Source organism: Sulfitobacter sp. HI0040, from assembly GCF_001634885.1.
Taxonomy (GTDB): domain Bacteria; phylum Pseudomonadota; class Alphaproteobacteria; order Rhodobacterales; family Rhodobacteraceae; genus Sulfitobacter.
Map to the genome: position 1 here is coordinate 1 of NZ_LWEX01000135.1, position 22,047 is coordinate 22,047.

A 22,047-nucleotide genomic window follows, 5' to 3' on the forward strand; every position below is an offset into this window, starting at 1 on the left:
CAGACATTCCGGGCCAGCCCGGGATGCGCAGCGGGCGGTTGTAGCTCAGTTGGTTAGAGTACCGGCCTGTCACGCCGGGGGTCGCGGGTTCGAGCCCCGTCAACCGCGCCACCGCTGCCTGAAAAAGGGATCCTCCGGGGTCCCTTTTTTCGTTCCGGCCGCCTGCATTGTGCCGCTTGACGGGTGGGCGGCTTCGGTCTATCCCGACCGCATCGCGCGGTTGTAGCTCAGTTGGTTAGAGTACCGGCCTGTCACGCCGGGGGTCGCGGGTTCGAGCCCCGTCAACCGCGCCACTTTCCCCTCATCGCCACTCAGTCCGCCGGGCTGTCGTAGCTATAGCCCAACTGGCGCTCCAATTCCTCGTCCAGCCGGGCTTGCATGAACCGCCGGCCTGCCTTGCCCATGCGCGCAGGTGTCTTGGGCCGCTCCGGTATGGCCGGCTTGAAGCGGGAGCCGAGGCGTTTGACCACGCGGCGATAGGGCGTGCTGCGCGGGGGATGGCCCATCACGTAGAGCAGGGCGTCCAGCGTCGCTTCCGGCTCGGCTTGCGCCGTCTCCACGCTCAGCAGGAGGCAGGTGCAATCGCGCGACATATACCCCAGCATCGCCCGCATCTTGGCCGTGCGCAGGGCAAAAAGATCCGCGAAGGCGGCCCCGGTTTCGGGATCGCGGTCCGGAAGCAGCGGCCCGCCCAGGGGGCCGGCCTGCATAGCGGCGGTGAAGTAGCGCGGTCGGTCTACCACCGTTTCCCAGGGCGCGCGGATGAAATCGCCGAATTCGAGTGCCTGCAGCTCTGGCGGCGCGTGCCAGGGCTTGCGGTGCATGGAAAGCGCCCAGTCGTCCGCGCGCCTTGTCATGCAGATCACGCCGAGGTCCGCGGGAACCGGCGCCTCGCGCGGGAAGCCGTGTTTCCAGCCCAGATCCGTGGCCGGGCGCATGGATGAATTGCGCCCCAGCAGACGGGAGACGAAATTGGTGCCCGAAGACCGCTCGCCCAGCACCTGATAGCGCGCCAGCGGGGTCGGTGCGCGCCGGTTCGCGGCAAAGCCCGCCTCTGCGAAGTCCTGCGGAATCAGTGGGTTCATCTGTCACTCGTTCGGGCGGCCCCACCTTTCATGGCAAAGCGGCAACGGCGCGGCGCGGGCCGCAATTTGCGATTCTCTTGTACCAGCCGCTCCTCTAGGATGCGAGGCAGGCATGGGCAATTTCGGGCAGGTGTGACGATGCAGACGGCGGCCGCGGTGACGATGGTGCGCGATGACGCGTTCTTTTTGAAGGCGTGGCTCGCGCATTACGGCGGGCTTTTTGGGCGTGAAAACTGCTATGTCATCAACCATGGGCGCGGCGCAGAGGTCGCAGCACTGGCCGAAGGCTGCAACGTCATCGGCATCCCGGGCGATCCGCACAAGAATTTCGACGTGAAGCGCTGGCAGTTGATAAACAACCTCGTCGGCGGTCTGCGCAAGTATTTCACCCATGTGGTCGTGGGCGATGTGGACGAACTGGTGGTCAGCGACCCGGAGGCGGGCGGAACCCTGTTGGATTTCCTGAAGGACGCGCCGAAGGGCCGTATTCTCACGCCGCTGGGGCTGGAGGTGATCCACCGCATCGACATCGAACCAGACCCCGTCACCGGCCCCATCCTCGGCCCCCGGATGCATGTGCGGCCCGCGCCGTGGTATTCGAAACCCTGCATCACCTCGGCGCCCGCGAAACTGTCGCGGGGCGGGCATTACGCGCAATACGACAAGCTGCACGCGCCCGACAGGCTCTACCTTCTGCATCTGAAGTTCTGCGATTTCGACAATTACGCCGCCGCCATGGATCGGCGCAATGCCGTGACGGCAGAGGTGCCGGGCGATCAGAAAGGCGCCTCCATCGGGGGGCATTGGTTTGCCGCCAACCGGGGCGAGGACCGGGCGGTTTTCGAAGCCTTCGCGACCCTCGAAATGGTGGAAGGCTTCGACATGACGCCGCTGCGCCGAAGGATGCGCCGGTCGTTCAAGCCGCGCGGGGATACAGGCTTCTATGAATTCGATCACCCGCGCTACAAGACCCAGTACCGGCTGCCCGACAGGTTTGCCGGGCTGGTCTGACGCGCGGCCCTCAGCCTCCCGGCAGGAAGGCGAGCAGCCGTCGTGCCGTTTCCCCGGGCGATTTGTCGATGAAGAAATGGCCGCCAGGAATGCTTTCACAGCGCATGTCGGCCAGACGATCACGCCAAGTGGCGGCAACGTCATAGGCCTGCGCCATCACCCCGTCGCCGCCGTAGAGGACAAGCGCCGGGCAGTCGACCTTGCGCCCCAGATCCTGCGTATCGAGGTCGAGATCCACGTCGATGGCCGCGCGGTAGTCGTTGCACATCGCCTCGATCGTGCGCGCCCGGTGCCATGACGCGCGATAGGCCGCCAGCGCCCGGTTGTCGAAATCCTCAAGCGTGCCGCCGCCCCAGCCCAGCAGGCAGGATTCGTAGAAGAAATCAGGGTCGGCGGCGATCATCTTTTCCGGTCTGGGTGAGGGTTGGGAGAGGAAAAACCAGTGATAATAATCTCTTGCAACCTCATGTGAAAGTTCGCTCAGCAGATGCTGGGTGGGAACGATGTCCATCACGGTCAGGGTCTCTACCGCTGCTGCATGGTCCAGCGCTAGCCGGTGCGCCGTTCTGGCCCCCCGGTCATGCCCCACGAGATGAAAGCGATCAAAGCCGAGCGTCCGCATGAGCGCCGCCTGATCCGCCGCCATCTCGCGAAAACTGTATTCCGCCGCGCCCTCGGGCGCTTCGCTGTCGCCATAGCCGCGCAGGTCCGCTGTGATGACGGTAAAGCGTTCCGCCAGCAGGGGGGCCGTGGCGTGCCACATGGCGTGGGTCTGGGGAAAGCCGTGCAATAGCAGCAGCGGCGGCCCGTTCCCTATGCGGCGATAGGCGATCTCGGCCCGGCCCTCCGGGCGCAGGCGTTCGACGGGCAGTTCGAAGAAATCACTCATGCCGTTGCCCTCAGCGGCTCAGCGCGTCGAGGATGCGCGCCCAACTGCGGATGCCTTTGTGAAAGCTCTCCATGTCGTATTTTTCGTTCGGGGAATGGATCTGGTCATCGTCCTTGCCGAAGCCGATCAACATCGGGCGGGTGCCGAGGATGCTCTGGAAATAGCCCGCGATGGGGATGGACCCGCCGCAGCCGATATAGGCCGCCGGGATGTTCCATTCCTCGCTCAACGCGTTGCGCGCGGCTTCGAACATCTGCCCTTCGGTATCGACGCCGGAGGCGGGACCGGCCCCGTGGCCGGTGAACTCCACGGTGCAATCGGGGGGCAGGGCGTCCTGCACCATCTGGCGGAAGCTTTCGCGGATCTTCAGCGGGTCCTGCGTTCCGACAAGGCGGAAGCTGAGCTTGGCATGGGCCTGTGACGGGAGGACCGTCTTGAACCCGTCACCGGTGTAGCCGCCCCAGATGCCGTTCACATCACAGGTGGGCCGCGACCAGATCATCTCCAGCGGAGTGCGGTCCTCTTCGCCCGCCGGGGTGGAAAGGCCCACGTCCTTCAGAAAGGCGTCATGATCGAAGGACAGCCCCTGCCATTGGGCCTCCAACTCGTCCGAAAGCTCCGGCACCCCGTCATAGAACCCAGGAATCGTGATGCGCCCGGTGTCGTCATGCAGCGAGGCCAGGATGCGGGACAGGACGCGGATCGGGTTCATGGCGATGCCGCCGTACATGCCCGAATGCAGATCCTTGTCGGGCGCGGTGATGGTCAGTTCTTCGCCCAGCAGGCCGCGCAGCATGGTCACGATGGCGGGGGTGCGGCTTTCGAACAGGCCGGTGTCGCAGATCATCGCCAGATCGCTGCGCAGCTCCTCCGCGTTCTTTTCCATGAACGGCACCAGGGAAGGGGAGCCCGATTCTTCCTCTCCTTCGAGGAAGAAGGTGATCCGGCAGGGCCATTCGCCGGTCTCTTCCTTCCATGCGCGCAGGGCTTCGACGAAGGTCATCAACTGGCCCTTGTCGTCGGATGCGCCGCGTGCGCGGATCACTTTACCGTCAGTTGTATCCTCGATCTGCGGGTCGAAAGGGTCGCGATCCCAAAGGTGAAGCGGGTCCACGGGTTGCACATCGTAATGGCCGTAAAACAGCAGGTGAGGCTTGGCATCGGCTGCCCCCGCGTGGCCCACAACCATGGGATGACCCGGCGTCTGGCGCTTTTCCGCATCGACGCCCATTTCGCGCAATTGGGCGACGAGCCAGTCCGCGGCCCGGTCGCAATCCGCCTTGTATGCTGGGTCTGTCGAGATGGAGGGGATGCGCAGAAGTTCCAGCAGCCGCTCGGTGGCGGCGGGCAGTTCGTTGTCGATGCGCCCGAGTATTGCGTCGATGGACATTGGGTTCTCCGGATTGATCTGGGCGGAGCCTATCAGCCGCGAATTGGGTGTCCAGAGGGGGCGGGGTGGACCGGCACAGGGCCGCTCCGGTCTGCGACAAGACGCCCGCGCGGTGGCGGGGGAAAAGCATTGTGCACCAAGGTCTCATTCTGTAGTTATTCTAAATGTTGAATATAGGCGAGCGCCTTGTCGCCTGAATACTGTATGATGGAGAGGCATATGGACTATTCCGCGAAGCTCGACGAAGCGATCGCGCGCCTGCACGACGAAGGCCGTTACCGGACCTTTATCGACATCGAGCGGCGGAACGGCCATTTCCCCCATGCGGTCCGTACCCGGCCCGACGGCAGCGAACAGGAAATCACCGTCTGGTGCGGCAACGACTACCTCGGCATGGGGCAGAACCCCGTCGTGCTGGATGCGATGAGCCAGGCGTTGCAGGCCACCGGCGCAGGCTCCGGCGGGACGCGCAACATTTCCGGCACCACGATCCATCACAAGCGGCTGGAGGCCGAACTGGCCGATCTGCACGGCAAGGAAGCCGCGCTGCTCTTTACCTCTGCCTATATCGCCAATGATGCGACGCTCAGCACGCTGCCGAAGCTCTTTCCGGGCCTGATCATCTATTCCGACGCGCTGAACCATGCCTCCATGATCGAAGGCGTGCGGCGCAATGGCGGGGCGAAGCGGATTTTCCGCCACAACGACGTGGCGCATCTGCGAGAATTGCTCGAAGCGGACGACCCGGCGGCGCCGAAGCTCATTGCCTTCGAATCCATCTATTCCATGGATGGCGACTTCGGCCCGATCGAGGCGATCTGCGATCTCGCGGATGAATTTGGCGCGCTCACCTATATCGACGAAGTGCATGCCGTGGGCATGTACGGCCCGCGGGGCGGCGGGGTGGCGGAACGCGACCGGCTGATGCACCGGCTCGACATCATCAACGGCACGCTGGCCAAGGCCTATGGTGTCATGGGCGGCTATATCGCGGCCTCGGCGCGAATGTGCGACGCCATCCGGTCCTATGCGCCGGGATTCATCTTTACCACCTCCCTGCCGCCTGCCGTGGCGGCCGGTGCGGCGGCTTCCGTGGCGTTTCTGAAGCGCGCGCCCGACTTGCGTGCGACACATCAGCAACAGGCAAAAGCGTTGAAATTGCGGCTGAAGGGGCTGGGCCTGCCGATCATCGATCACGGCAGCCACATCGTGCCCGTGATGGTGGGCGATCCGGTCCATACCAAGATGCTGTCCGACATGTTATTGGAAGAACACGGAATTTACGTCCAGCCCATCAATTACCCGACCGTTCCGCGCGGCACCGAACGGCTGAGATTCACGCCTTCGCCGGTTCACGGGCCCAAGGAAATGGATGCGCTGGTTCGGGCAATGGACATGCTATGGTCACATTGTGCGCTGAATCGTGCCGAAGCGGTCGGCTAGAAAGGGAACCATTCGTATTCCATCTGCCTTATGGTAGTCTTAACCAAACAAGGGGCTAAATCCGAATCGTGGGGCGATCGGGACAAGGCCATAGGCAGGCAGACAGGTAGGGCATGGTATGATCGGGCGGTGGTCCTCCAAGGATGTAGAACAGGACTTGGGCGAACCGCGGGGTTTTGACGATTTCGAACTCCGGCTCGGGGATGTCATGCGCGGCGAACGCGCCACCATGGGCAAATCGCTGCTGGATGTTCAGCGCGAATTGCGGATCAAAGCCTCCTACATTGCCGCCATCGAAAATTGCGATCCCGATGCTTTCGACACGCCCGGTTTCATCGCGGGCTACGTCCGCTCCTATGCGCGCTATCTCGACATGGATCCGGACCGGGCCTTTGCGGGCTTCTGTGCCGAATCCGGGTTTTCCGTGGCCCATGGCATGTCAGCGGAAGCCTCTGTCATCAAGAAGCCCACGCGCGAAGAGCGGTTGAAGCGTTCGGATCCGGGCGACATCTTCGTTCAGCCCAGTCTGCCTTTCACCCCGACGAGTGATTCCTTCCTCAGCCGGATCGAGCCGAGCGCCATCGGCTCCGTCGCCGTTCTTGTGGCCCTTATCGGGGCTCTCGGCTTCGGCGGCTGGACGGTGCTGAAGGAAGTGCAGCGTGTTCAGGTCGCGCCAGTCGATCAGACCCCTATCGTCCTGTCGGACCTCGACCCGGTCGAAGGCGCGCTGGCCCGTGCCCCCGAGGAGAGCGAAGAGGTCGAAGCCCCCGGGCGCGGCATGCGGGCCCCCCGGATGGAGGCGCTGGACCGGCTCTATCGCCCACAGGCGCTGGACGTGCCGGTTCTGGTGGCGCGGGACGCGCCGATTTCCACCCTCGATCCCCGGGCCGTCGGTGTCTTTGCCACGCCCGCAAGCAGCGGTTCGAGCGGGGGTGAGGGGATTGCAACGGATGTGCCGTCCTCCGCCGATGAAGCGATCCGCATGGCGCTGGCCGCGGGCGACGTGCCTGAAAGCAGCGCCATTCCCGGTGACAACGCCCTCCCCGGTGAGAACGTGCCGCAGGTCGTCGAAACGCCTGCGCCCGGTCTTCGCATGGTCGCGGCCTATCCTTCGTGGGTTCGGGTCCGCGCGGCGGATGGCACTGTCATCTACGAAGGCATCATGAACAAGGGCGACACCTATGAGGTGCCCCTGACCGAAGAACCGCCCACTCTGCGCACCGGTGAATCCGGGGCATTGTTCTTCGCCATGTCCGACGGCTGCTATGGGCCGGTCGGCGCACGCGGCAGCGTGACCTCCAACCTCGTGCTGGACAGCACGCAATTGGCGGCGGCGTATGAAGCAGTGGACCCCAATGCGGATACCTCGCTCTCGCGCATGTTTGCGGATCTGAGCGGTTCGGTCGATGCGGCCACCCTTGCGGCGCTGCCTTGCCAAAGCCGCTGACCGGGCATTGAGATCCCGCGGGTCGGGGATTAGGTAAGGGCAAACCCAAGCCAATCAGCCCGGGGGACCCTCTGATGAGCCTCAATCACATTCGCCCGTGGCGTAACATCGAACGCCGCGTCTCGCGCCGGATCATGGTGGGCAATGTCCCCGTGGGGGGCGATGCGCCGATTACCGTTCAGACGATGACCAACACGCTGACGACGGATGTGCGCGGCACCATCGCGCAGGTTCAGGCCGCGGCGGATGCGGGGGCCGATATCGTGCGGGTTTCCGTCCCGGATGAGGCTTCTTCGAAGGCATTACGGGAAATCGTGGCGGAAAGCCCGGTTCCCATCGTAGCGGATATCCATTTCCACTACCGCCGCGGGATTGAGGCGGCAGAGGCGGGTGCTGCCTGTCTGCGGATCAACCCCGGCAACATCGGCGACGAAAAGCGCGTCCGCGAGGTGATCAAGGCCGCGCGCGATCATGGATGTTCCATCCGCATCGGCGTGAATGCCGGCTCGCTGGAACGGCACCTCCTGGAAAAATACGGGGAGCCCTGTCCCGACGCGATGGTGGAATCCGGGCTGGATCACATCAAGATCCTGCAGGACAACGATTTTCACGAGTTCAAGATCAGCTGTAAGGCCTCCGACGTCTTTATGGCTGCCGCCGCCTACCAGAAACTGGCGGAGGCGACGGATGCGCCCATTCACCTTGGCATCACCGAGGCGGGCGGCCTGATGTCCGGCACGATCAAATCCGCCATCGGCCTAGGTAACCTTCTGTGGATGGGCATCGGCGACACGATCCGCGTGAGCCTTTCCGCCGATCCGGTGGAAGAGGTGAAGGTCGGCTACGAGATCCTTAAATCGCTTGGCCTGCGGCACCGGGGCGTCAATATCATTTCCTGCCCCTCTTGCGCGCGGCAGGGGTTCGACGTGATCAAGACGGTGGAAACCTTGGAAAAACGGCTGGAGCACATCAAGACACCGATGAGCCTGTCGATCATCGGCTGCGTGGTGAATGGCCCGGGTGAGGCGCTGATGACGGACGTGGGCTTTACCGGCGGCGGCGCAGGCTCAGGGATGGTCTATCTCGCAGGGGCGCAGAGCCACAAGCTCGGCAACGAGGGCATGATCGACCATATCGTCGAACAGGTGGAAAAGAAGGCCGAGGAACTGGAAGCCGCCGCCGCGCAGGACGCGGCGGAATAGCCATTATGCGGGGGTCGCGCCCCGGCCCCCGCGACGAGCGCCTGCGCGGGATCAGCCGCGCTTTTCTTCGACCAGCGCCATCATCTGATCGTACGGCAGGTAGCCGCGCAGCATTTCGTCTTCCAGCACGAAGGTGGGCGTGCCCGAGATGCGCAGCCTGTCGGCCAGTGCGCGGGTCTTGGCAATTTCGGCGGTGACTTCGTCACTGTCCATCTTCGCCTCGATTGCATCGGAATCGAGACCGAAGGTCGTGGCGAGCCTGCGCAGGGCGGGCAGCGTGACCTCTCCGTTATAGGCCATCAGCGCATCGCCCAGGGCCTTGTAGCTGTCCCCCCCAACGACCTGCTTTGCCGCCACGACATAGCGCGACGCCAGCATGGATTCCGCACCCAGAATGGGGAATTCCTTGACGATCAGCTTGATGTTTCCGTCTGTCTTCAGCAGCTTCTCCACCTCCGGGTGGGCGCGCTTGCAATAGCCGCATTTGTAGTCGAGGAATTCGACCAGCGTGATGTCGCCCTCGGGATTGCCGCCGACGTAGCTGTATCCGTCGTTGAAGATCGCATCGGCGTTGTCGCTGATGAGCGACTGTTCGGCATTCGCCTGCGCTTCCGCTTCGCGGTTCTGCAGCAGTTCGACCGCCTCCATGATGACTTCGGGGTTGTCCAGCAGGTAGGAACGGACCTCGGCCCGGAACTGGGCGCGCTCCGCATCCGTGAGTTCCGTCAGATCCATCGCCTGCGCGGGCAGGGTGAGGGCCAGTGCGGTGGCGGCTGCGAAGAGGGGGGCGATAAGGCGATGCATCATGGGCAGGACTTTCAGTTTTATCGGGCGGACTTTGTGACAAACAGGGCGGTCGGTTGCGGGTCTGCTTGACGCCGCGGGCATGCTGCGGTGAAACCACGTCTGAGAGTAAGGAGCAAGGCGATGCATAATTCAACCCGGTCGGCTGTCGATCCCTTCATCGTGATGGATGTCATGCAGGCCGCCAGCGCAGCCGAAGCAGCGGGGCGCCACATCGTGCATATGGAGGTCGGCCAACCCGGTACGGGCGCCCCCCGCGGCGCGGTCGCAGCACTGGCCCACGCCATGGAGGAAGGCCCGCTGGGCTATACCGTGGCGCTGGGGCTTCCGGCACTGCGCGCCCGCATCGCACAGATGTACGGTGAGTGGTACGACGTGGATCTCGACCCCGCGCGGGTCGTCATCACTCCGGGATCCTCCGGCGGTTTCCTGCTCGCCTTTACGGCACTTTTCGACACCGGCGCGCGGGTGGGTATCGGCGCGCCCGGCTATCCCAGCTACCGCCAGATACTCAAGGCGCTGGCGCTGCAGCCTGTCGATCTGCCGACAACACGCGAAAACCGGTTCCAGCCCCATGCGGATGACCTGCGCGCCCATGATCTGGCGGGTTTGCTCGTCGCTTCTCCGGCGAACCCCACGGGAACCATGCTGGACCGCAGCGCCATGGCCGCCCTTGCCGAGGCCTGCACAGAGGCGCAGGCGGCTTTCATCTCGGACGAGATTTACCATGGCATCGAATATGACAAAAAGGCCGTCACGGCGCTGCAGGTCACGGACAACAGCTATGTGATCAACTCCTTCTCGAAGTATTTCTCCATGACCGGTTGGCGCGTGGGCTGGATGGTGGTGCCGCCCGATCACGTTCGGGTGGTGGAGCGCATCGCGCAGAACATGTTCATCTGCGCGCCCCATGCCAGCCAGATCGCGGCACTCGCCGCGATGGATTGCACCGATGAGCTCGAAGCGAACATGGATGTCTACCGCGCCAACCGGGACCTGATGCTCGCAGGGCTGCCCAAGGCCGGTTTCGACAGGATCGCGCCCCCCGACGGGGCGTTCTATATCTACGCCGACGTGAGCCACCTGACGGATGACAGCCGCACGCTGGCGGCGGAGATCCTCGAAGAGGCGGGCGTGGCCGTGACGCCGGGGCTGGACTTCGACCCGGAGCGCGGCGCGGGCACGCTGCGCTTTTCCTATGCGCGCGCCACCGCCGATATCGAAGAGGGGCTGCGCCGCCTTTCGGCCTTCATGGAGGCGCGGGGGCAGGCTGGCCCGACCGGGTGAGCGGTGTTATGCAGGACAGGCCGGATCGTGGGTGAAACGACGACCGGAAACGGGGCAGGGTGAGGGTGGTTACGCCATGAAAAGAACGGTCTTCGCGGTCTGCCTGATGCTCGTCGCCTCGCTCTCTCCCGTTCGGGCGGAGCAGGAACTGACGGCGCTGGCCCGGGTGGAGCCGGAACGCAGCGTGATCGAGGACCGCTGGTTCGGAGCCACGCGCATGACCATCGGTCTGAGCCAGGGCGTGCCCTTCCGCGTCTTCCTGCTCAACGATCCGCCCCGGCTGGTGGTGGACTTCCGCGAAGCCGACTGGACCGGCATCAGCGACGCCGATCTGCTCCCCGAACCGGGGCGGGTGACGGCCGTGCGCTTCGGCGCGTTCCAGCCCGGCTGGTCGCGGCTGGTGGCCGATCTGGCGGTGCCCATGCGCCCGACAGAGATCGCCATGCCCGTGGATGAGGCAAGCGGCACCGCAACGCTGGAGATTGACCTGAAAGAGGTGGGCGCATCCGAATTCGCCAAAGCGGCCGGGGTGCCGCGCGATCCGTCGTGGACGGTGGCGCTGACCGCACCGCCCCGCGCGCCCGATCCGAACGATGCGCGTTTCACCGTGGTGCTGGATCCCGGGCACGGGGGGATCGATCCCGGTGCAGAGCGCGAAGGCGTGGCGGAGAAGGACCTGATGCTGAGCTTTGCGCGCGCCTTGCGGGATGCACTGGTACGTGAGGGGGCGGAGGTCGTTCTCACCCGGGACGAAGACGTTTTCGTCGCGCTGGAAACCCGGGTGGCGCTTGCCCATCAGGCGCAGGCGGATCTTTTCGTGTCGCTGCATGCCGATGTGCTGACCGAAGGCGGGGCCAAGGGGGCCACGGTCTATACCCTGTCGGACGAGGCGAGCGATGCCGCGACAGAGCATCTTGCCGCCCGGCACAATCGGTCCGACATCATCGCGGGCGCGGATCTGACCGGGTCTGACGATCAGGTGGCAGGTATCCTGCTCGATCTGGCGCGGCAGGAGACCGAGCCGCGTTCCGTCGCATTGGCCGAGGTTCTGGTCGAAGGAATGGCAAAGGCCGGCGGACCGATGAACGGCCGCCCCCTGCGCCGGGCGGGGTTTTCGGTGCTCAAATCCGCCGATATCCCCTCGGTCCTGGTTGAGGTCGGCTTTCTCAGCTCGAAGCGCGATCTCGCCAACCTGCGCGATCCGATCTGGCGCGCGGTCATGGTTGCGGGCATCGCGGATGCGCTGCTGGCATGGCGCGATCAGGACGCCGCGCGCAAGCCGCTGGTGCGCCAGTGAGTGCTGCCCATAGGCGGGCATCCGCGCCCGGCTGACCGCCAAGTGTTTTGACGCGACCCCCCGATCTGGTCTATAGGTCAGGGCCAGTTCAACCGATCCACGGCGGTTTTCTCCTTGCTCAGATTTATCCTTTCCTTTCTAGGCGGTATCTTCACCACCGTGACCATGGGCATCGCCATGGTCGCGCTGACCATCGGTGCCGTCTTCTGGATGTACGGGCGCGATCTGCCCAGCCACGAGTCGCTGGCGCAATACACCCCGCCGACCATCAGCCGGATCTATTCCGGTCAGGGCCGTCTGATCGACGAATTCGCAAAGGAACGGCGGCTTTTCGCCCCGGCGGAAACCATTCCCGATCTGGTGAAACAGGCGTTCATCTCTGCCGAGGACAAGAACTTTTATCAGCACGAAGGCTATGATCTGCGGGGCATCGGTGCGGCTGCGGTCGATGCGGTGCGGTCGCGCGGGCAGGACGTGCGCGGGGCCTCCACCATCACGCAGCAGGTGATGAAGAACTTTCTGCTGTCGGGCGACCGCCGGGCAGAGCGCAAGATCAAGGAACTGATCCTCGCCGCGCGGCTCGAAGAGACGCTGGACAAGGAACAGATCCTCGAACTCTACATGAACGAGATCTTCCTCGGCCAGAACTCCTATGGCGTGGCCGCGGCGAGCCAGACCTATTTCAACAAGACATTGAATGAACTGGCCCCGCATGAGGCCGCCTTCCTCGCCTCGCTGCCCAAGGCGCCGTCCGATTATCACCCGGTGCGCCGCAAGGACCGGCTGCTCGCCCGCCGCAACTTCGTGCTGCGCGAGATGAAGGAAAACGGCTATATCACCGCCGCGACCTATGAGCAGGAGGTGGCGGAGCCGCTGCGTTCCGTCCAGAACGGCGATTTCGAAAGCTTCAAGGCAGAATTGCCGCCGCGAGACTATTTCACCGATGAAATCCGCCGCCAGCTCAGCCTCGACTTCGGGGAGGGTGAATTCTTCACCGGCGGTCTGACCGTACGCGCGACCATCGACAACGAAATGCAGCCCATCGCCGCCAACGCGCTGCGCCGCGAGCTGGAGCAATATGACCGGGGCCGCGGCGTCTGGCGCGGCACCCGCAAGACATTGCCGCCCGAAGCGCTGACATCGGAAGAAAACTGGCGCGCCGCGCTCGCCGATCTGCGCGTGCCCCGCGACATCGATCTGGAAAACCAGTGGTATCCCGCCGTGGTGCTCGAAGTGGGGGCCAGCGATGCGCGCATCGGCATCGAAGGCGTGGAAGAGGACGCCGACGGCCACTGGATCCCCGCCGAGGATGTGACATGGGCCCGCAAGCTGAAGGTGAACGAGGAAACCGGCGGCACATCGCTCGGCCCGCGCGCGCAGGTGGCCGGAGACCTCGTGGATGTGGGCGACGTCGTTCTGGTGCGGCGCATGACGTCGGACGACAGCGGGGAATTCATCCGCTGGACCCTGCGGCAGGTGCCCGAAGTGCAGGGGGCTTTCGTCGCCATGGACGTGGACACCGGCCGGGTGATCGCCATGCAGGGCGGTTTTTCCTACCAGTCCTCGGTCTTCAACCGCGCCACGCAGGCCAAGCGGCAGCCCGGTTCGAGCTTCAAGCCCTTCGTCTATGCCTCGGCCCTGGATTCGGGCTATACCCCGGCGACGATCGTCGTGGACGCCCCGATCGAGATCAACACGCCGCAGGGTGTCTGGCGGCCCAAGAACGCCTCCAACAAATATTACGGCCCGACGCCGCTGCGGACCGGCATCGAACAGTCGCGCAACCTGATGACGGTGCGTCTGGCGCAGGAAGTGGGCATGGACACGGTTGGCAGCTATGCCGAACGCTTCGGTGTCTACGAAGACCTTGCACCGGTGCTCGCCAACGCTCTGGGCAGCCAGGAAACCACGCTGTACCAGATGGTATCGGCCTATGCGATGTTCGCCAACGGCGGCGAGCGGGTGCAGCCGACGCTCGTCGACCGGGTGCAGGACCGCTATGGCCGTACCGTCTACCGACACGATCAGCGCATCTGCAACGATTGCAACCTGACCGATCTGCCAGAAGGTCAGGCCCCGCGCGTCATCTCCAACCGCGAACGGGTGATGGACCCGGTGACGGCCTATCAGCTCACCTCGATGATGAAGGGCGTGGTGGAACGGGGCACCGCGCGCCGTTCGGTCGATCTGGGCGTGCCCACCGCGGGCAAGACCGGCACCACCAATGATGCCAAGGATGTCTGGTTCGTCGGCTTTACCAACAACATCGTGGCGGGCTGCTATATCGGCTACGACCAGCCGCGCTCGCTCGGCAGTGGCGCGTCGGGCGGCGGCATGTGCGGCCCGGTCTTTCAGCGCTTCATGAGCCAGGCGGTCCAGAAATACGGCGGCGGGGCCTTCAAGGTGCCCGATCAATGCGTCTTCATCAACATCGACCGGTTCACCGGCGCACGGCTGAGCGATGATGCCTCCGGCCCCAACGTGGTCGCCGAGTGTTTCCGTCAGGGGGAGGAGCCGGTCTTTGGCATCACCTTCGACGGCGGCTTTGCAATGGGGGCCGACCTGCCGTTGGTGGACGAACGGGCCACCTCTTCCCGTCAGGTCACCACCTCCACCGGGCGCAAGGCTACGGTGGGGCCGAAGGCAACCTTCGGCACGCTCAGCTCCGGCGGTCTCTACTGATCCATTCCGGCGCGCGCCCCCCGCATTGCTTGCCGGGGGCGCGGCGCTGGTCTATCAGTCGGGCGGCCCGCCCGGCGGGTTCCATTCCTCTTTCCCGAAGGCATCTTCATGCGCGCAGAAGCACAGAACACGGTGGATCAGATCAGCAAGTCACTGGACCTTTTGGCCCAGCGGCTGGACGTGGAAACCGCGCCCCACCGGCTGGAGGAATTCAACGCCCGGGTCGAGGACCCGAACCTGTGGAATGACCCCGAGGCGGCGCAGAAGCTGATGCGCGACCGGCAGGCGCTGGTGGATGCCATTTCGACCTACGAAGGCATCAAGCAGGAATTGGCGGACAACATCGAACTGATCGAACTGGGCGAGATGGAAGACGACGCCGAAGTCGTGGCGGATGCCGAAGCGGCGCTGAAGGCGCTGGCGGAAAAGGCCGCGCAGAAAGAGCTTGAGGCGCTGCTAGACGGGGAGGCGGACGGCAACGACACCTTTCTCGAAGTCAACGCGGGCGCGGGCGGCACCGAAAGCTGCGACTGGGCCGCGATGCTGGCGCGGATGTACGTCCGCTGGGCCGAGAAAAAGGGCTACAAGGTCGAGCTGCAGTCCGAAAGCGTGGGCGAAGAGGCGGGCATCAAATCCGCAACCTACAAGATCAGCGGTCAGAACGCCTATGGCTGGCTCAAATCCGAATCCGGCGTGCACCGTCTGGTGCGCATCTCGCCCTTCGATTCGGCGGCCAAGCGGCATACTTCCTTTACCTCGGTAAAGGTCTATCCGGTGGTCGACGACAACATCGAGATCGAAGTGAACCCGTCGGATATCCGCATCGATACCTACCGGTCGTCGGGCGCGGGCGGTCAGCATGTGAACACCACGGATTCCGCGGTGCGGATCACCCACCATCCCACGGGCATTGTCGTGACTTCCTCCGAGAAGTCGCAGCACCAGAACCGGGATATCGCTATGAAGGCGCTGAAAAGCCGGCTCTACCAGATGGAACTCGACAAGCGGTCCGCCCTTGTGAACGAAGCCCATGAAAGTGCGGGTGACGCAGGCTGGGGCAACCAGATCCGGTCCTACGTGCTGCAGCCCTATCAGATGGTGAAGGACCTGCGGACGAACTTCGAGACCTCCGACACCAAGGGTGTGCTGGACGGTGATCTGGACGGGCTCATGGGCGCGACGCTGGCGCTGTCGGTATCTGGCAAGAGCCGGGCGGAAGCGCGCGAAGGCTGATCGCCGGACCCGGAGCGGGCCTCTCCGCTTCAAGGTTTCCCAAAGGTCAACTCAGGGCTTGCGCCGCCCCGCGCGGTGACGTTTTCTGCGCCCATGGATATCATGAACATGGGGGCCCGCGCCCTGTCGCGGGCAATCGAAGACGGTGATCTGGGCGTGGCCGAACTGATGCAGGCCACGCTGGGGCGCATCGACAAGGTCAACGGCAAAGTGAATGCCATCGTTTCCTTGCGGGATGGCGACGACCTGATGGCCGAGGCACGCGCGGTTCAGGATGCCCCCCGCAAGGGCTGGCTGCACGGAATTCCCATCGCCATCAAGGATCTCGCCGATGCGAAGGGGCTTCCCACCTCCATGGGATCGCCGCTTTTTGCCGGGCAGATCGCGGATCATGACGATATATTCGTGCGCCGCATCCGGAAGGCGGGCGCCATCGTCATCGGCAAGACCAATACGCCGGAATTCGGCTTGGGCAGCCATACGTTCAACCCCGTGCATGGCGCCACGGCAAACCCCTATGACCCGTCGCGGTCCGCCGGCGGATCCTCGGGCGGTGCGGCGGCGGCGCTGGCTGCGCGGATGCTCAGCGTTGCGGACGGCTCGGACATGATGGGCAGCCTGCGCAACCCGGCAGGGTGGAACAATGTTTACGGGATGCGGCCAAGCTGGGGCAGGGTGCCGTCGGAGCCCGAAGGCGACATGTTCCTGCACCAGCTCAGCACCATGGGTCCCATGGCGCGCAGCCCCGAGGATCTGGCCGAGCTGCTCGATACGATGTCGGGATATGAGCCGCGCCTCCCGCTTTCTGCCAGGTCGGAGGCGACGGTCCCGCATCTCGAAGGCGACGTGAAGGGGCTTCGGCTGGGATGGCTCGGTGATTGGGGCGGGGCCTTTCCCTATGCCCCCGGCATCGACGCCCACAGCCGCGCCGCGCTGCGCAGCTTTGAAGAGATCGGCTGCGAGGTATTCGATGCGCCGCCACCCTTCGAGGCGGAGGCCATCTGGAACAGTTGGATCACCCTGCGCTCCTTTGCCGTGGCCGCCGGTCTATCGGCCCTTTACGACGTGCCGGAACGGCGCAAGGCGCTTAAACCCGCCGCGCAGTGGGAGGTTGAGCGGGGCCGGACCCTGACGGGGCCGCAGATACAGCGCGCGTCCGAGCAGCGGTCGGACTGGTTCCGCCGGGCGCATGATCTTTTCACCACCTGCGATGTCGTGGTGCTGCCTTCGGCGCAGGTCTGGCCCTTTGACGTGAACGACGTGCATCCGACCGAAGTCGCGGGCCGGAAGATGGATACCTACCATCGCTGGATGCAGGTGGTGACCCCGGCGAGCCTGATCGGCTTGCCGGTGGTCAACGTTCCGGCGGGTTTCGGCGATAATGGTCTGCCGCTCGGGCTGCAACTGATCGGTGCGCGGGGCACGGATGCGCGGCTGCTCCGGCTTGCCGCGCGCTATCACGAGGCGACAGATTGGCCCAATCGCCGCCCGCCCACGCTCTGACGCGGGATCAGCGCCGGGGCGGTCGTGGCGGCCCGGGCGGGGCTTCGCGCCCCAGAGCGACCAGTTGCGCGCAGAGCGTTTCGGCCGCAGGCAGCCCCCCTTCCAGCGCGAAGATATGCGCATGGGTCAGATAGAAGGCACCGGCCTCCGCATCGGCGGCCTGACGCGCGGCTTCTTCGTAGAGCCGGGCAAGCGCCGCGCCGTCCCCCGCGGCATGAGCCTGCAGGAGCCGTGCGTCGAGCGGGTTCATTCCGCCGCCGCCGGGGTGAGGGCGCCCGCGGCGCGATAATCGGCCAGTTGCGTGGCCACCCAATCGTGGAACAGATGGGTGGGGCCATCCATCGCGGGTGAAAAACGCCCCCCGTCGAAGGAGTGGGCATGGCGCCCGCGCTGCATGCCCTCGACCACGAAAACATCTTCGAGGAAGACTTGTTTCCACTGCTCGGTATTGCGCGCGCGCAGGTCGGGATCGGTGTCCGGGCGGGCGTAGTAGATGTGGATATGTTCCTCCGTCCGTTCCGGGCCGCGCGGCACCAGAATGATGGTAAAGGTATGGTCGCGGTGCACACCGAGCAGGACGTTCGGGAAGGCGGTGATATATTCCGCCGCGGTATCCCACGAAAGGCCCAACCCATCGAAATCCGGGAAACGGTTCCCGTCCTCGTCGGTCAACTGACGATAGACCAACGTGCCCTGACCCGAGTACTGGCGCGGCTTTTCGATATGGTAGTGATCTTCGAGCCGTGAATAGCTGTTGAGGCCGGGATGCACCCAGGGCAGATGATAGCTTTCGCAGTAGTTTTCCACCGCGAGCTTCCAGTTACAGTTCAGTTCAAGCTGAAACTGGCTGTCCGCGCCGCCGTGGTGCAGTGGCTGGTTGAACTCGGCCCAGCGGGCGATCAGGTCGGCATTCGCCTCCTCGAAGGGCCGCGCCGTGCCCGACAGGTTGACGAAGATCACGTCCATCCAGACATGGGCGCGGAATTCCACCAGCCCGAGGGTATCCCGGTCAATGCTCTCATGGGTATTGCGGCCCGGACCGCCGACATGGGGCGTGGAGACGAGGCGCCCGTCGGTCGCGTAGCACCAGCTGTGATAGGGGCAGCGGATCGCACCTTCGATCCGTCGCGGCTCCTCGATCAGGATCATGCCCCGGTGTCGGCAGGTGTTCTGAAACACGCGGACTTCGCCCGATTTGTCCCGCAAGACCAGCAGCGGCATCCCAAGCACGGTGAGGGGGATCGCGTCGCCGATCTCCGGAACCTCGGACGCGGTGGCGAGACCCATCCAATTGGCGAAAAGCACGGCGTCGCGTTCTTCGGCGTGCACTTCGGGGTCGATGTAATGGGCGTTTGAAAGACCGTTCGCTGCGCCGATGGGCTGGCGAACACGTTCCAGATCGGAAAGGGGGTGGGACATGGGCGGCTTCCTCCTGTGGCCGACAGTCTACCAGCCCCGGTCTGGATCGCGGAACGCGTGAGCGACCCGCACTTTTCTCACCGCGACATCGGAAGTCAGGAAAATTCGGCCTCCGGGCGCAGAAGGCGGCGGTGAAAGGGTTCCAGTTCGGCTGCCGCCTTGAAGCCGGTTCCCCGGGCCGCGGCGAGCACGGCACCGGTTCGCCGCCCGAGGTGTTCATAGACCAGCCGCGTCACCCGCATGCCGCCTTCGCTTTCGGGGACGGTGCGGGTGACGTAGCCCGCCCAGTAGTTGTTCTGGAACGATGCGGCCCGTGACAGGTAATTGAAGGATCCCGTCATCGCGTTGCGTCGCGCGGCAAGGATCGTGATGCCTTTTTCCTGCTGCATCACCAACCCTCGGAATTCGCGCGTCGGCGGATCGGTCGGCAGGTTCTGGAGCCGCATGGCTTCTTTCGTCTCGAAGCCGCGCAGCACGGTATGCCTGCCGTCCCGCCGTACGAGGAGGAGACCGACGACGAAGAGATCGGCGTTCACGAAACTGCGCCGTGAAAACCGGTAGAAGCCGGAAGGAAAGGCATCCTCCGGCACTTCACGGGCTGCCGTGCCGACAAAATTGCGCAAATAGGGGTTGGCGATCGGATCGTCAGCGCTGCCTGTGTCCAGATCGTCCACAGGTTCGAGCAGAACGCGGGCATCCACCCCGAAAAATTCGCACATCCGGGCCAGCACATCGGGCCGGGGGAAGCTTTCGCCGGAAAGGTAGCGGTTGAACTGGGTGCGGTTGATGCCAAGCCGCCGGGCAAGATCCGAAATGGAGGGGTATTTCCGTGAAAGCTTGCGGAGGTTTTCCCCGAACATACCCCTCAACTGGGCCGGTGACTGGCTTGGTCGCGCCATATGGTAGTTCCCGTGTTTCTGAATAGATTTGCGGCCGTGGGGGCAATTTTGCCAGTCCGACTGCGTCCTCCCGACGCGTAAAAGCGTCATATCTGACGCTAAAGCGCATCAGATGCGCAGAATACCGACACAAATTTCGATTGCTGGCTTGGATATTCAGTGTCGCGCATTAATGCAAAATATTGCTATCTTCTCCCAAACCGAGAAGGGGGAAGCAATGCCGATGATGGGAGTGGTAATTTGGTCCGATCCGACAGAGCGCAAGGCGGTCTTCTGGTGTGAGGATCACGGGGATCTGGCGTTCTACCACTGTGATGGCAAAACCCCCGCAGGCGGCTGGGGGATCGAAGCGGGGGACATTGTCCGTTTTGAAGTCAGCCGCAACCGCCACCTGCGGCAAGCCAAGGCCCCCGAGGTCATGCGCCAGCGCGCCTGCCATGATCTTCCGGACCGGCTACGGAATATATCGGGCCATGGCGCGGCAGCCAACGGCGCCCCGGTGAGTGAAGCGGTCGTGCCGATTATCCCGCGGGAGGCGGCGCGGGCCAGACTCTGAAACGATCCGGACCCGCCCGGAAGCGATCAGTCGCCGCGGGACAGGGCGGCAATGCCCGTGCGGGCCACTTCGCTGAGGCCGAGGGGCCGCATCAGATCCGCGAAAGCGTCGATCTTTTCCGGGGCGCCGGTGATCTCGAAAATGAAGCTTTCCAGCGTGCTGTCCACAACATTGGCGCGGAAGATATCCGCGAGCCGCAGCGCCTCCACCCGCTTTTCGCCGGTGCCCGACACCTTGAACATCGCCAGTTCCCGTTCCACGCTGGCGCCTTCGACCGTCAGGTCATGCACGTCATGTACGGTGACGATCCGACCCAGTTGCGCCTTGATCTGTTCGATCACCTGCGGCGTGCCGGAGGTGACGATGGTGATCCGCGACAGGTGCCCGGTATGGTCGACCTCTGCCACGGTCAGGCTGTCGATGTTGTAGCCGCGCCCCGAGAACAGCCCGATGACCCGCGCCAGCACGCCCGGTTCGTTTTCCACCAGGACGGCAAGGGTGTGCCGTTCGATCACGTCGGAAAAATTGGGTCGCAGGTTGTAGGCGGAATGGGAGGTCGCGCCTTTCTTGATCTTCAGGGGGGACATATCGAGCCTCGCTCTTTCTATGGTCTGTGTATTTCGCGTTGGTATTCAGGGCAATCGTTGGGGCGCGTCGGGCCCGGATTCCGCTGTTGTGCTGGCTCCGACCGGGCCGAAAACTGATCGGCTGGTTCGCCTCGGAACGGCATTTTGGTCAGACGTTTGTGATTTGCCATTAATCTGTTACACTGCGCCATATTAACTAGGCGTCTTTTATCATGACATTTCAACGTTTGTTTGTCTTCGTTCTTTCGCTGATCGCGCTGGCGCTCGCGGTCCTCATCTCTCCAGAGCGGTTGGCGTCCATCGGTCTGATGGAGCAGTCGCTGGCCCATGAAAACCCGCTGGTCCGCAAGTCGACCCTGATCGAAATTGTCTTCGCACGTTGGGTTTTTGCGGTGCTGGGGGGTGCGGGCCTGCTTGCTGTGATCCTGTGGCCGCGACTGGCTGGCAGCGCACGTCTCGCGCGCTTCATGGCGCGGGACTATGCCATGCCCGAGGCTTATGACAAGTTCCGACCGGGCCTGCGCAGTCTGGCGGCCATGGCGGGGCTTTACATGATTATCGTGCTTTACGTCATTTTCGGTGACCGACTGTTTTCCGTTGATACGCTGCTGGCCTTCAATCTTGAGGATGGCGTGATTGAAAACGTCTCGGCGGTGCTGTTGCTCGTTGCGGCCGTGTATGCGGCCTGGGTCGCCGTCACCGTGCGGGCTATCTATCCCAGGATGGCCCTGATGCACGGGTTTCTCGCTCTGCTGTTTGTTGTCATGTGCGGTGAGGAGATCAGCTGGGGGCAGCGCTATCTGGGCATCGAGACGCCCGAGGCCATGCGGCGCATCAATGTGCAGGCTGAGATCAATTTCCATAACCTTTTCGGTTACTTCTTCGATCATGCGTTTATTTTTTGTTTCTTCCTTTGGGGTGCCGTAGTCCCGGTTCTTGATCGCTATGTACCGCTGTGCCGGCAGGTGTTCCGCGCCATCGGATTGCCCATTGCCAGCGCGGGGCTGGCAATCGGGATGCTGGCCACGACGTTGTTTCAGGATCAGCTGGTTTACAGCTTTTCGGACGGGTTGCCCGGCCTTCGGGTGGCAGAATTGCGCGAACTGCTTTCGGCGCTGGCCTTCCTGCTGATGATGATGGAATCCCGCGAGCTGGTCCGGGCCGCGCCGCGCACACTGGCGGCATCGCACTGAAAAATCGCCACCCGGTCGGCGTTGCGCGCTTCGGTCCGGCAGGGGCAGGGGGTGCGCATATGAAAGACCCATTGCGCAGTCTGTCCCTTTGCTGTGGTCCGGGGCGGCCATCTGTCTGGT

Annotated in this window: 19 protein-coding genes and 2 tRNA genes; 13 read left to right on the plus strand and 8 right to left on the minus strand. The window is 64.0% G+C overall.

Translation table 11 applies throughout. The features are described 5' to 3' along the window. The first annotated feature begins 34 nt into the window (after positions 1-34). Together A3728_RS09605 and A3728_RS09610 are read left to right on the plus strand one after the other, a co-directional pair. Positions 35-111 (plus strand) — tRNA-Asp (locus tag A3728_RS09605). Positions 112-216: 105 nt separating this feature from the next. Next, positions 217-293, plus strand: a tRNA-Asp gene (locus tag A3728_RS09610). A gap of 18 nt (positions 294-311) precedes the next feature. Here the strand turns inward: A3728_RS09610 and A3728_RS09615 are convergent. Then, entirely contained in the window at positions 312-1,085 is a 774-nt protein-coding gene (locus A3728_RS09615) for a hypothetical protein (protein WP_236628181.1), read from the minus strand. A gap of 138 nt (positions 1,086-1,223) precedes the next feature. Between A3728_RS09615 and A3728_RS09620 the strand changes: the two genes are divergently transcribed. Next, on the plus strand, positions 1,224-2,096 hold the full coding sequence (locus A3728_RS09620) for a glycosyltransferase family 2 protein (protein WP_067922725.1): 873 nt from the start codon (positions 1,224-1,226) through the stop codon (positions 2,094-2,096). 10 nt (positions 2,097-2,106) lie between these two features. Here the strand turns inward: A3728_RS09620 and A3728_RS09625 are convergent, their stop codons facing one another. Then, a complete protein-coding gene (locus tag A3728_RS09625) occupies positions 2,107-2,985 on the minus strand; it encodes an alpha/beta fold hydrolase (RefSeq protein ID WP_067922727.1) in 879 nt (292 codons plus the stop codon). Between the two features lie 10 nt (positions 2,986-2,995). Beyond that, positions 2,996-4,375 (minus strand): M20/M25/M40 family metallo-hydrolase, encoded by a 1,380-nt coding sequence (locus A3728_RS09630; protein ID WP_067922729.1) that lies wholly within the window; start codon positions 4,373-4,375, stop codon positions 2,996-2,998. A gap of 219 nt (positions 4,376-4,594) precedes the next feature. Between A3728_RS09630 and hemA the strand changes: the two genes are divergently transcribed. The 3 genes from hemA (at position 4,595) to ispG (ending at position 8,467) form a co-directional block, all read left to right on the plus strand. After that, positions 4,595-5,818, plus strand: coding sequence for a 5-aminolevulinate synthase (hemA, locus tag A3728_RS09635; RefSeq protein WP_067922793.1), 1,224 nt, complete (start codon positions 4,595-4,597; stop codon positions 5,816-5,818). Between the two features lie 118 nt (positions 5,819-5,936). Next, positions 5,937-7,265: a helix-turn-helix domain-containing protein gene (locus A3728_RS09640; protein WP_067922733.1), complete on the plus strand. Its 1,329-nt coding sequence runs from the start codon at positions 5,937-5,939 to the stop codon at positions 7,263-7,265. A 74-nt stretch (positions 7,266-7,339) separates the two neighbouring features. Beyond that, positions 7,340-8,467: a flavodoxin-dependent (E)-4-hydroxy-3-methylbut-2-enyl-diphosphate synthase gene (ispG, locus tag A3728_RS09645; protein ID WP_067922736.1), complete on the plus strand. Its 1,128-nt coding sequence runs from the start codon at positions 7,340-7,342 to the stop codon at positions 8,465-8,467. A 51-nt stretch (positions 8,468-8,518) separates the two neighbouring features. Here ispG and A3728_RS09650 read toward each other — a convergent pair whose 3' ends face one another. Next, positions 8,519-9,271, minus strand: coding sequence for a DsbA family protein (locus A3728_RS09650; RefSeq protein WP_201722166.1), 753 nt, complete (start codon positions 9,269-9,271; stop codon positions 8,519-8,521). Between the two features lie 123 nt (positions 9,272-9,394). Here A3728_RS09650 and A3728_RS09655 point away from each other — a divergent pair, with 123 nt between their 5' ends. From A3728_RS09655 to A3728_RS09675, 5 genes are all read left to right on the plus strand, one after another. Continuing rightward, positions 9,395-10,558 carry a pyridoxal phosphate-dependent aminotransferase gene (locus A3728_RS09655; RefSeq protein WP_067922744.1) on the plus strand — a complete coding sequence of 388 codons (1,164 nt, stop codon included), beginning with the start codon at positions 9,395-9,397 and terminating at the stop codon, positions 10,556-10,558. Positions 10,559-10,634: 76 nt separating this feature from the next. Continuing rightward, positions 10,635-11,855 carry an N-acetylmuramoyl-L-alanine amidase gene (locus A3728_RS09660; protein ID WP_067922746.1) on the plus strand — a complete coding sequence of 407 codons (1,221 nt, stop codon included), beginning with the start codon at positions 10,635-10,637 and terminating at the stop codon, positions 11,853-11,855. Positions 11,856-11,969: 114 nt separating this feature from the next. Then, positions 11,970-14,537, plus strand: coding sequence for a penicillin-binding protein 1A (locus A3728_RS09665; protein WP_067922749.1), 2,568 nt, complete (start codon positions 11,970-11,972; stop codon positions 14,535-14,537). Positions 14,538-14,645: 108 nt separating this feature from the next. Continuing rightward, the gene (gene prfB, locus A3728_RS09670; protein WP_067922752.1) at positions 14,646-15,770 is read left to right on the plus strand and encodes a peptide chain release factor 2; all 1,125 of its coding nucleotides are present in this window, start codon (positions 14,646-14,648) and stop codon (positions 15,768-15,770) included. Positions 15,771-15,863: 93 nt separating this feature from the next. Beyond that, positions 15,864-17,273: an amidase gene (locus A3728_RS09675; RefSeq protein ID WP_067922796.1), complete on the plus strand. Its 1,410-nt coding sequence runs from the start codon at positions 15,864-15,866 to the stop codon at positions 17,271-17,273. A gap of 7 nt (positions 17,274-17,280) precedes the next feature. On the opposite strand, the gene A3728_RS09680 is transcribed toward A3728_RS09675, so the two are convergent. The 3 genes from A3728_RS09680 to A3728_RS09690 all read right to left on the minus strand — a co-directional run bounded on the left by A3728_RS09680 (position 17,281) and on the right by A3728_RS09690 (position 19,591). Next, positions 17,281-17,523 carry a hypothetical protein gene (locus A3728_RS09680; RefSeq protein ID WP_067922755.1) on the minus strand — a complete coding sequence of 81 codons (243 nt, stop codon included), beginning with the start codon at positions 17,521-17,523 and terminating at the stop codon, positions 17,281-17,283. Beyond that, the gene (locus A3728_RS09685) at positions 17,520-18,692 is read right to left on the minus strand and encodes an aromatic ring-hydroxylating oxygenase subunit alpha (protein WP_067922758.1); all 1,173 of its coding nucleotides are present in this window, start codon (positions 18,690-18,692) and stop codon (positions 17,520-17,522) included. Before A3728_RS09685 ends, A3728_RS09680 begins: the two co-directional genes overlap by 4 nt. A 95-nt stretch (positions 18,693-18,787) precedes the next feature. Beyond that, positions 18,788-19,591 carry a helix-turn-helix domain-containing protein gene (locus tag A3728_RS09690; RefSeq protein WP_082851012.1) on the minus strand — a complete coding sequence of 268 codons (804 nt, stop codon included), beginning with the start codon at positions 19,589-19,591 and terminating at the stop codon, positions 18,788-18,790. 112 nt (positions 19,592-19,703) lie between these two features. Here A3728_RS09690 and A3728_RS09695 point away from each other — a divergent pair, with 112 nt between their 5' ends. Next, positions 19,704-20,147, plus strand: a complete 444-nt coding sequence (locus A3728_RS09695; RefSeq protein ID WP_150120717.1) for a hypothetical protein — start codon at positions 19,704-19,706, stop codon at positions 20,145-20,147. A 26-nt stretch (positions 20,148-20,173) separates the two neighbouring features. Here A3728_RS09695 and ilvN read toward each other — a convergent pair whose 3' ends face one another. Further along, entirely contained in the window at positions 20,174-20,734 is a 561-nt protein-coding gene (ilvN, locus tag A3728_RS09700; protein WP_067922766.1) for an acetolactate synthase small subunit, read from the minus strand. Positions 20,735-21,042: 308 nt separating this feature from the next. Between ilvN and A3728_RS09705 the strand changes: the two genes are divergently transcribed. After that, positions 21,043-21,927: a hypothetical protein gene (locus A3728_RS09705; protein WP_150120718.1), complete on the plus strand. Its 885-nt coding sequence runs from the start codon at positions 21,043-21,045 to the stop codon at positions 21,925-21,927. The last annotated feature ends 120 nt before the right edge of the window (positions 21,928-22,047 follow it).